The sequence below is a fragment of the Nonomuraea sp. NPDC003560 genome (assembly GCF_042878785.1).
GTDB lineage: Bacteria > Actinomycetota > Actinomycetes > Streptosporangiales > Streptosporangiaceae > Nonomuraea.
Map to the genome: position 1 here is coordinate 23,060 of NZ_JBIAOF010000027.1, position 10,217 is coordinate 33,276.

Consider the following 10,217-nt stretch of genomic DNA (forward strand, 5'->3'; position numbering starts at 1 on the left):
GATGGGGAAGCGGCCGCCGAGGCGGGAACGACTCCAATTCCCGGACGCATGCTCGGGTCCAGCCCGGGAAACCGCTGGCGGCTTCTCGTCCTGGGCGCTCACATGCCTGATCCTGGCTGACCCAACAGCCCTGAAGCGCTGGACCTTGATGCCGAACTCGGGTGCCACCCACGCGAACGGTCAGTGGTGGTGCGCAAGCTGCTTCAGCCAATATTCTGGCTTCTAAGAATGGTCGCCAACGCTCTGATACCACTCCTCGCTGGCCCCGGGGTTCCTAGGCGCCCAGCATCTCGATTGATGTAGACGGGGAACTAGTGCAGCCACACGAGCCACCCCCTCGGGGGGCTCGTCGTACGTTATGATGTTCAGTAGCAGCGGCGCACGTGATGAGTCGATCTTAGGTTTCCACGTGCGACTTACGGCTTGGCAATGATCCCTCATCTCGAAAAGTGCAACCTTGCAGGCCATACCATTCGCGTAAGGCCGTTGCCAGATACGCCGCTCACCGGGGACAAGCCGCTCTCGACCGTTGATAGCCCCATTAGGAACTTTTTTCTTCCGATCAAGATATGGGACAGGATCCTCTTCTCCGCCAGCGTCTTCACTACTCAAACCAGCAACATGGTCGGGATCGTTGGTTCCCATGAGTCCAAGGAGGCCCCCATCACTGTGGGCCTGCCAAACGTCAGTGATCTCGGGGCGACTCATGAGGCTAGGGCAGGTCACGACTAGGATGAGATCACCACTTACCAAGGTTAGGGCGATCCGATCTCCGTGCCTAACATAGTTCCCGTCTCCCCTCCAGGCGTCGATACTGTTCTCTGTCAGGAGCGCATCCCGCACGTTCTCGATAGCGTCTCTGGCTGTGACAGCGAAGAACTCGCGCCGAGGGTTTACCCGCCAAGTGTCCAAGAGTTGGTGCGCGAATGCCTCCACGGCCCGCCAATGTGACGTAGCGGCACGAAACTCAACATCGAAGGGATACGGGACGCTCGTGGAGTAGAGCTGTCTCGCCCGTTCCTCTGCAGGCTTCGTCGTGAAACCAACCTTCACCATCTCGGGGATGGCTCTGTTGCTGACAGCGTAGACAAAGCCGACCGAATGCTGTGGCATGCATCCTCCCGAACAGACGAGACCGCTTCGAGCTCATACTGCCAGGCGTCACCGACAGTCTGATCGGTGACGGGAGCAGCGCGGGCTTACGTCAAGAGAACGACCGGGATAGCGCCCTGGGCAGTTTCGTCATGCTGTATGCATACGCCGGGATCGCGCCGGACGCATCTGTACGAAAACGGGGTTGCGGAACACCGAGCCGGTCAGCAGGCACTGCCCTTGCCCCAGCGCGGGAACCGTCGACCACAGCGCCTCGTGCACGCCACCGGTGGTGGCGCGTACCGGGGCGAGGTTGCCGGCGGACTTGAGTTGATGGATGAACCGGGTGTTCGCCAGCTCGAACAACTCCTCCGGCACATGCCCAGGCTGCTGCGACACCAACACCAGCCCCATCCAGCGCTTGCGGCCGCGACGGCTGATGACCTGCAGTTGGTCCAGCACCGCTCGCATGCGGCCCGCACTGGTTCGAGAGACGAACGTGTGCACCTCTTCGATCACCACCAGCACCGGCGGGCGCGGCTGGCCGTCCTTGCCGATGGGTTCGCCGCGAGCGACCGCGATCACCCGGTCGAACAGGGCCTGCAGTAGGAAGGAGATGGCGATGTTGCGGGCGCTGTCGTTGGTCTCACTCACGTCGAAGACGCTCAGGCGCCGCTCCACGAGCAGCTCGTCCACGTCCAGGTACGGGGTGTTCCTCGTAGGCCGCCAGTCGAGCATTTCGGACCTGCCGAGCTTGTATAGCTTGTTCCTCAGCGTGGACGCGGTGGCTTTCTCCGTCGAAGGAATCTTCGGCGAGAGCAGGGGCATCCCACCCGTGGCTGGGTCCTCTTGCAAGCCGTCGATCAGGTCGCTGAGATCGTACGGGCGGGCGGGAGGAGGCGGTGCGGAAGCAGCGAGGGTACCCATCCTGCCCGGCCGGGAAGTCCTCTCCGCGTTGCGCCGGGCCTGGCCCGTGATGGCGCCCCACATTCTCACCTGGGGTTCGGTGAATTCGAGGACGTCGGCGACGATTTCCTCGGGCACATCGGCGATCGGCACCTTGAAGGGCAGCGGGTCGGGCGCGTCTGTCATGCCGGCGTTCGGCACATACACGCGGAAGTCCGGGATGCCGCGCGGACGCCGCTCGTCGAAGCGTTCCTCCAGCAGGCGGGCGAGGTGCGGTTCGTCGTTCCCTTTGTCCATCCGTACGTACTCGCCCTCGACGTCAATGGCGACGACCGCCCACCCGGCGCGAATGGCCTCTTCCATCAGTACCTGGGTGGTGTTGGACTTGCCCGATCCCACGGTGCCGAAGATGCCGGCGTTGCGCGGCAGGAATCCCTTGTTCGCCGAATCCGCCTCAACTCTCACGTCGTCGTAGCCGAGCAACGAGCCCAGTTGCATGTCGCCTTCGATGCCGAGCATCCGGCGCAGCCGGTCGCTGGGATAGATGAACACCCGGGAGTACGGCCGGGGGCGGGTCGAGGTGGGGAGCACATTCTCCGAAGGAGTGACTTCGCCGAGAATCTCGATCGTGCCGGCGGCGTAATAGGTAGGGCGGAATTGGGTGCGTTCCGGATGGAGCAGGGTGGTGCGGCTGATGGCCGAATCGGGGCCGATCTCGTGTGGGCTGTGGAAAGGACCTTCGACGACGCGACCGAGGAAGGTGATGCCTTGTTCGGTGTCGTTGACACCCACGTAGGCATCGCGGCGGAAGTGGCGGCGCAGTTCCTCGGAGACCATGACGCCGCTGCTGGTGTTGTCCATTCCCGGTCCGTCGAAGGCCACGAATCCGAGGGTGATCAGTGATCGGGCGAGGCTGGCTTCGGCGGCCTCGATGTCTTCGGCGGGAATCTCCTCTTCTACGGGGGCCGGCGCGTCGTGCTGGTCTTCCGGCCTTTCCAGCGGTTCTTCGGCCTCGGCTTCGACCTCTGTGTCCGAGCTCATCCTCGCGTCCTCCGTGGGTCCAGATCGGTGAGTCCGTGCTCCACTCCGAGTTCCATCAAGCGCGTTTCGATGAACGTCCGAAACTCCCCGCCCTTGAACATGGTGCGGGCCACGTTGTCCGCGAGGTCGATGTGGAAGGGAAAGCCGCGCGCAGTCACGGGGACGCCGGTGTCCGGCAGACCTCGCGTCCAGAGTGCGTCGGCGAGAAAAAGTGCCGCTGCCTCGTCAACCCGCTTCCGGTGGCATTCCAGGAGAAACGGGCGATGCCCGGCCTTGATGAGCAGAATGCTGACTTCCGGCCCCACCTCTGCGATGAAGGCCCGGAACCTGGCGCGGTCCAGGTTGTTGAAACCCGCCTTGGTCGTTCCCGCTCTCTCATCGCCGTCCAGGAAGCCGGTGAGGTCGTCGGCCAGGTTGCGCAACTCGATGAACTCCCCCGGCTCCAGGACGATGCCGGCGTTGAGCACGTCCAGATCCTCGGGGCTTTCACTGACCGCGATGAACCGCTGGTCTTTTATGTAGTGGCGGACGAGGTCGAAAACGGGCGGCAGGTTCTCTCGCGGATGTCCCACGCCTGTACGGAGTTCGAATGGAACCAGCTCTCCGTGGATCATCCGCCAGTCGGCCTCTTGTGCGAGTAGGAGCTTGCGTTCGCCGAAGAGCATGAGGGCGCGGCTGGCCAGGTTCGAGGTGCCGTGCACCTTGCGGAGATTGTCGAAGAACTCCCTGGCCGTGTCGCCTGTGGTGGTCAGCTCGTGCTCGAAGACCCTCGTCACAAGGCCGACGGATTCGCCGGTGTTGGTGACGATCACCACACCCACCTGGATCTTCGTACCGCTCAGGAGGGGTACGGCGGCAAGCGTCCCATCGGAGGCGGCAACGATCCCGGTGCACAGGAGATGCTTGGCCCATTGCATCTTCTCGGGCGATGGACGGCGGATCTGGGCGCTTAAATGCGGGTTCTCCGTCAATATCTCGGCGCGGAGCTGCGCCCGCCGCTCGTGCGAGGCCGTAACGGCTGCATCCACCCGGTCCCGCAGGTGGTCGACATACTTTTCGAGCTCCATCCATGGCGCGACCGACAGGATGTCGGCAAGGCTTTGCGCGTCACGCTGTTCCACTGGACCTCCAGCTCCTCCAGTGACGCTTCGCAACCGATCACCACACTCTGTTGCAGAGTAGCCACGAGATCGGCGGAGTTCCAGGTCTTATAAGCACCAGGTCGCTGTCGGCGGAAGCTACACGCAGGAGTGCTCGAGCTCGTCTATTCGGGATCGTTCAAGGCGGCCGAGAGGTTTCCCGTGCGTAGCTCTCGCTGATCAACCCATTTCTTTCCTTCGGCGGCGATTGCTTCCAGGACATGCAGGGTGTGAGGGAGCCCTGCTGCGTCCAACGACACTTCGGACACCGCTCCGGGGCGCTCTCCCTGTTGTAGTTCCTCTATTCCTGAGTTCACCTCGACACTGATCTCATTGCCGTTCATGAGCGCGAGCTGGAAGTCTCGTCCACCGTCGTCCGACTGCTTGACGCGTACGGACGCGACCGCCTCGAAGCGGTAGTTGAGCCGCTGCCGGTCGTGGAAGGTTCCCTTGAGGAAGTTAAGAGTGACGGTGAGCTGACGCACCCCTTCCTGTGTGACGAGGAAGACCAGCAGTTGGTAGTTCTTGTAGCGCCACGGCCCCCCACGTAGTCGTGCGCGTTCGCTCCCCGGGGCAGGGGCCTCGATGAAGGCATGCGCGATGACACCACTCATGGTCAGCTTGTAATGCCGCAACGCCTCCTCCAGGAGCACTTTGCGGTCGCAGTCGAGCCAGGTCGCCATTTCCTCGTCATCAGGCTTGTCCTTCAGCCTCGCGCGCCACCGGGCCAGCGCCTCCAGGTCACCTTGGTAGGCCGAGAGGCTTTCCGCCTGGTCCGCGGCATACCGGCGCTGCTCCAGGACGATGTGGAGCCAGGTGCGGGAGCAGATCCATCCGGAGATCAGCAGGAGGAGGATCGTACCGATCGCCGGCAAAGGGCCGACCGGCACGATGCCGACGGCTGCCCAGCCCCCTGCACCTGCGAGGGCGAGGAGTCCGAGTATCGCCCGCGCCTTCGTCCCGAGAGGAGCGGCGAGTTCCCGGCGGTAGCCCCACAGCATGCCTTTCCGGCGGCGGGTGGCAGCTTCGCTTGCTCGATGCCGAATGAGCCATGCGATCTTCTCGACTCCGACTCGAGTCTCTCCGTAGACTTCCGTCAGTTCGTCACCCAGGCTCCGCCGCATTCCCTCCGTCTCGACTAACCAATCATCACGGTCCACGCCCCGGGGAACGTACTTGGCGAAATAGTGGTTGATCCGGTGCTCAGCTCTCCTCGCGAAACTGCCGCGCTCGGCCTTGGTCTTGCGTCTCGGTTGCTCCTTCATGCGCCGGCCGACGACGCCGCCCTCGACCTCGCTCCTGCCCCTGCGGTACTCCCTGTCCTTGGCACGGCGGCGTTCGACACGGTGACGCCAGTGCGCGGTCTCCCGCGCGCCGACAGAGGCGCCGGCGAGGCCCAGCACGTAGGCGGCCATCAGAAGCGCGCGGCCGCTCTGCAGGATCAGGTAACCGAGGTGGCCCGTCGCCATGAGCAGGACGACCGTCGCCGCCACCGCCCGAGCCCAGCAGCCCAGAGATGTCTCAGGTGGCCGTGGCTTTCGGCACAAGGGCGCTGCCGGTGCCGGATGGAAGAATTTCCAGATCCGATCCCCGCGTCCCCCGGTCATCTGATCCGTCTTGGCCTTCGACAATGCGCGATGCCACAGATGGTCCTCGATGGGACCGTCGAGGTACAGCTCCAGGTGCTCCAGGATCAGGCTGCGTTGCGGTTCCCGGAGTGCGTCGAGGTCCTTGACCACAACACGAATGTCCTCCTCCGCCTTTCCCGCCGACTCCAGGAGACGATCGATGATGCGTACGCCGTCCCGCCACGGATCCTCGCCCCGCAATCGCATCAGGGCGTGCCTGCCTCGCAGCTGAGCGGCTTCGTCCTTGGTCAGCTCGTGCCGCGTCCGACGGCTCACCATGGCGAGCAACCAGTAGAAGTAGACCTCGTTGGTAGCGTAGCCGACCATGGCGTCGTTGATCAGCCGGCGGGCCGGTCCCGGCATCCGGCCTTTCAAGAACGAGACACCCTTGCGGAACGTGGTCTCGGGCGAGTCCCACGGATCCCTCTCGTAGACGGTGAGGTTGTGCACCGTGCCCGCCTGCACTCCGACGTGGGAGTCTGTAGCCACGTTCTCGACACGGTGCGTCGGCTCTGTCATGACAGGGATTGGGCTAGGGCGATGATGGCGGTGAGCTCCGCCGCCATCACGGCCACGTCACCGACGAGCCCGCGCAGCTTCTTCAGCGCCAGCGTCAGCATGTTCTTCCGATCTGGCGTCTTCGTCTCGAGTGCCTGGTCGGCTGCGACGAGCTCCGCCTCCGCAGCCTTATACGTCGCCTCATCCAGGTGTCCGTCCGCCCACGCCTGCCACAGCCGGGAGCGGAACCCCGCCAGCGCCTCCGGCAGATCCGTCGGCGGGGACGGCTCAGAAGCGATCCGGATACCGCCGTACACGGTGCCTGCCTGCACTCCCACATGGGCATTTCCCTTGGCGATGTTCGTGTTCGTCTCGGGCATGGTGGAGCTCCTTGTCGGGGGTTCTTCGGTGGACAACTCCTCGGCCAGAGCCGCGGCGAACGTGGCAGCATTGGCGACAGCTCTCGGCTGCCACCGCTCGCGGTCGGTCGCTTCCTTGGTGCCGTCAGCCCGGTCGCTGATCCCCCGGATGACGACCACCGGCAGTGCCCGGTTCAGGTGGCCGGCCTGGGCCACGCCAGCGCCTTCCATCTCGATCGCCCGCGCGTCGTTGTAGTGCTCGCGAATCCAGTGGGCGTGCTCGGAGAGCCGGGAGTTCAGCACCACCTCCCCTGCGGCGATCGGTCCGAAATGCACCTGCGGGCGAGGGTCGAGATCCCTGGCCCAGGAGCCGGTCCTGTGCAGGTGCTGAGCGATCTGGTCAGCGGCGTGCGAGGTCTCCCACACCCGGGGACGGCTCTTGAAACCGTCGTCCTCGCTGGTGCCGCCGTGAAACGCGTACACATGCGTCGCCACGACGACATCACCGAGAGCGATGTGCGCGTGCAGCGCCCCGGCCACGCCCACGAACAGCAGCGCGCCCGGCCGGAACTCGGCGATGGCGCGTTCTGCCAGCACTCCCGCGGAAAGGTTGCCCTTGCCGACGTGCGCCAGCACCACCTGTCCTTTCCCGGCTGCCAGCCGGCCCACCTCGAAGAGGGTGCCTTGGGCGTGCCGGTGCAGGCGCAGGCCTGTCAGCTTTTCGCGGACCGCCTGGTACTCCAGATCGAGTGCGGTGAGGATCACAACGGGGCTCACTGCGCCGGCTCCTTTCCGTTCGGCGAGTCGACGGGACGGATCATCGGGGGGTACAGGACCTCGCGTGGACCGGCCCTGAACAGCCGAGCCGGTCGCCCGGTCGCGGCCTTGCGCGCCGAACCGGCTGGGAGGATGAAGCCGTCAGTCTTCCTGAGCTTTCGGTAGAAGTTCCGCGGGTCGAGCGGCATCCCCCACACCGCCTCGTACACCTCCTGGAGATCAGTGATCGTGAATGTCGGCCCGCAAAAGGCCGTGGCGAGCGCGGAGTGTTCGAGCTTGGCGCGGGCGCGCTCGATGCCGTCCGTGACGATGCGCCGGTGGTCGAAGGCGAGGTCCAGCTCTCCGGAGAGCACCGGGTCGGCGGGCTGCCAACCGGCGTCGGCGGCGTCAGTGCCGGCGGTCGGCTCGGGCAGGCGGGGAGCGATGGCCAGGAAAGCGACGCTCACCACTCTGCCGCGAGGGTCGCGCTCCGGGTCGTCGTAGAAACCGAGCTGTTCCAGCCGGAGTGTCTCGACGTCCAGGTCGGTTTCCTCCGCCAGTTCTCGGTGCGCCGCGGCGACGAGGCTTTCCCGGGAGTGTTGCAGGAAGCCGCCCGGTAGCGCCTGGGCGCCCTTGTACGGCTCGATGCCGCGCTCGACGAGCAGTACATGCAAGCGCAAATCGCGCAATGTGAGGATCACCAGGTCAACGGCGAGCAGAATGGCGGGCGGCTCCCATCGATCGTCAGTCACGAGCCTGACTCTATGTTTTTGTCAATCTGACAAGAAGTAGCGCCGTGGTTAGCTTTCGCCATCCACCGGTGGTGCGCGTGGCGCGTGTGGGGGGCTGGCACGCCGTGACGGTACGCCGCCCTGCCGACAATTTCGATGTCAGCCGTACTGACGATCGACTGAGGAAATCCTGGAGGTACGGCGGCCGAGCAGAGCGTACGGGCCACACAGCCGATGGCTCAGCCGCGGGCGGGCGTGCGGAACACCTGGTGGCTGTGCCACTCGATGTGGTCCTGTTCGACTGCGTCCAGGCCGGGCTGGGGGGATCGAGCGGGCCGGCCTGCCAGGGAGAGCACCATGTCACGGGAGGACTCGGAGCGGCCGACGAACCTGGCCGAGACGGTGATGGTGCGCTCCGCGGTCAATCCGAGGGCACCCTTGTCGAACAGTTTGTGGTGGATCGCGCACAGGCACAGTCCGTTCGCCACATCGTCGGGCCCGTCGAACGCCCACCAGCGCACATGCGCGGCGTCCAGGCCCACCACCGCGCCTTCCAGCCAGCCGTCGTAGGAGCAGAACGCACAGCAGTACTCGTACGCCATGAGCACCCGGTCACGGAAGCGCCGGTCGCGCTGCTTCTTGGTCTCCGTGACGGTTTCCAGCGTCTCCAGGTCGAGACCGGCCAGCAGGCACAGGTCGGTGTGCAGGGACGGCGCGAAGTTGGCGTCCAGGAGGTAGCGGGCCATCCGGCTCAGCAGGCCGGGCTCCTCCGCCAGTGCGTGTGCCAGGTCGGGATGCAGCCGGCCGGAGGCCTGGCTCTCGCGCAGCCGGCCCAGTTCCGGGCCGGGGCTGCCGGGGCCGTGGCAGGTGTCGACCAGCCACAGGCCATCGTTCGTAAGGTGGTGGAACGGGTAGCCGGGGCTGGTGTCACGGGGCGGGCCGTACTCCTTGAGCAGTTTCTTCAGCTCGGCCTCTGCGGCGCTGAACGGGATGGACCGGTTGCCGTGCCGCTGGAAGTGGCCCAAGACGTACATGAGCTTGCTCCGCTTTGACGGACACCGTCGTTGTGTTGGTCAGGCCGCTGCGGCGGCCTCGAAGTCGGCGGGGCTACGGTAGCCCAGACTGCTGTGCAGGCGGTGCAGGTTGTACCAGCCCTCGATGAACTCGAAGATCGCGCTGCGGGCCGCAGCTTTGGTGGGCCAGGACTGCTGGTCGAGGAGTTCGCCCTTGATCGCCGCGAAGAACGACTCAGCCAGCGCGTTGTCCCAACACTGACCGGTGCGCCCGACCGACAGCCGCACGCCGAGCCGCGCGGCCAACCGGGCGTAGGCGGCGCTCGTATATTGACAGCCGCGGTCCGAATGGAAGATCACCGACGCGGTCGGTCGTCGTCGGGCGCAGGCCTGCTGCAGGGCCTCGGCCACCAGGTCGGTGCGCAGGTGATCGGCCGTCGCCCAGCCCACCACCCGGCGGGAGGCGATGTCGATGACAGTGGCCAGATACAACCAGCCCTCCTCGGTCGGCACGTACGTGATGTCGCCGCACCAGCGCGTATCGACGGCTGCCGCATCGGGGGCGAAGTCACGGCCGATCAGGTCCGGCCGGGCATCGGCGTTCGGATCGATCACAGTGGTCTGCTGCCGGCGACGCCGATACCGTCCGGCCAGGCCGAGCGCGCGCATCAGCCGGGCCACCCGCCGCCGTCCGCACCGCTGCCCGTCCTGCTGCAGCTGCGCATGGACGCGCGGCGCGCCGTAGCTGCCTGGTGAGCGTGCGTGCACCTCGGCGATGCGCTCGACCAGCTCGGCGTCGCGCATCGCGCGTGGGCCGGGTACGCCACTGCGGCGCGCGTAGAAGGCGGCACGGGAGACTCCCAGCAGCTCACACGCCCGCTTGACGCTGTGACCGCCCTGCTTCTCCGCCTCGATGAACGGGTCCACGCTCACCGGGTCTCCCTCACGAAGAAAGCCGTCTTAGATTCAAACGATCAACGCAACACTGCATGTGGATGGGTGGATCGTGGCTCGGATGGGTCGGCCGGGAATGACAGACGCGATGAAAGAAGAC

Annotated in this window: 7 protein-coding genes and 1 pseudogene; all 8 read right to left on the reverse strand. The window is 65.5% G+C overall.

Annotated elements, in window-relative coordinates; genetic code table 11:
• Positions 1-222 precede the first annotated feature (222 nt).
• The 8 genes and pseudogenes from ACFYUV_RS50990 to ACFYUV_RS51025 all read right to left on the reverse strand — a co-directional run bounded on the left by ACFYUV_RS50990 (position 223) and on the right by ACFYUV_RS51025 (position 10,096).
• Entirely contained in the window at positions 223-1,113 is an 891-nt protein-coding gene (locus ACFYUV_RS50990) for a GIY-YIG nuclease family protein (protein ID WP_387683308.1), read from the reverse strand.
• A 129-nt stretch (positions 1,114-1,242) separates the two neighbouring features.
• Positions 1,243-3,039 carry an ATP-binding protein gene (locus tag ACFYUV_RS50995; RefSeq protein WP_387683310.1) on the reverse strand — a complete coding sequence of 599 codons (1,797 nt, stop codon included), beginning with the start codon at positions 3,037-3,039 and terminating at the stop codon, positions 1,243-1,245.
• Complete coding sequence (locus ACFYUV_RS51000; RefSeq protein ID WP_387683312.1) at positions 3,036-4,160, reverse strand: hypothetical protein; 1,125 nt, start codon at positions 4,158-4,160, stop codon at positions 3,036-3,038. The genes ACFYUV_RS50995 and ACFYUV_RS51000 overlap by 4 nt, the downstream gene beginning before the upstream one ends.
• A gap of 143 nt (positions 4,161-4,303) precedes the next feature.
• Entirely contained in the window at positions 4,304-6,325 is a 2,022-nt protein-coding gene (locus ACFYUV_RS51005; RefSeq protein WP_387683314.1) for a hypothetical protein, read from the reverse strand.
• Complete coding sequence (locus tag ACFYUV_RS51010; protein WP_387683316.1) at positions 6,322-7,440, reverse strand: 5'-methylthioadenosine/S-adenosylhomocysteine nucleosidase; 1,119 nt, start codon at positions 7,438-7,440, stop codon at positions 6,322-6,324. The genes ACFYUV_RS51005 and ACFYUV_RS51010 overlap by 4 nt, the downstream gene beginning before the upstream one ends.
• Complete coding sequence (locus ACFYUV_RS51015; protein ID WP_387683318.1) at positions 7,437-8,171, reverse strand: NUDIX domain-containing protein; 735 nt, start codon at positions 8,169-8,171, stop codon at positions 7,437-7,439. Before ACFYUV_RS51015 ends, ACFYUV_RS51010 begins: the two co-directional genes overlap by 4 nt.
• 218 nt (positions 8,172-8,389) lie before the next feature.
• Positions 8,390-9,211, reverse strand: a pseudogene (locus tag ACFYUV_RS51020) (phosphorothioated DNA-binding restriction endonuclease); the annotation flags it as partial.
• A 12-nt stretch (positions 9,212-9,223) separates the two neighbouring features.
• A complete protein-coding gene (locus ACFYUV_RS51025; protein WP_387683320.1) occupies positions 9,224-10,096 on the reverse strand; it encodes an IS3 family transposase in 873 nt (290 codons plus the stop codon).
• Positions 10,097-10,217: the final 121 nt, after the last annotated feature.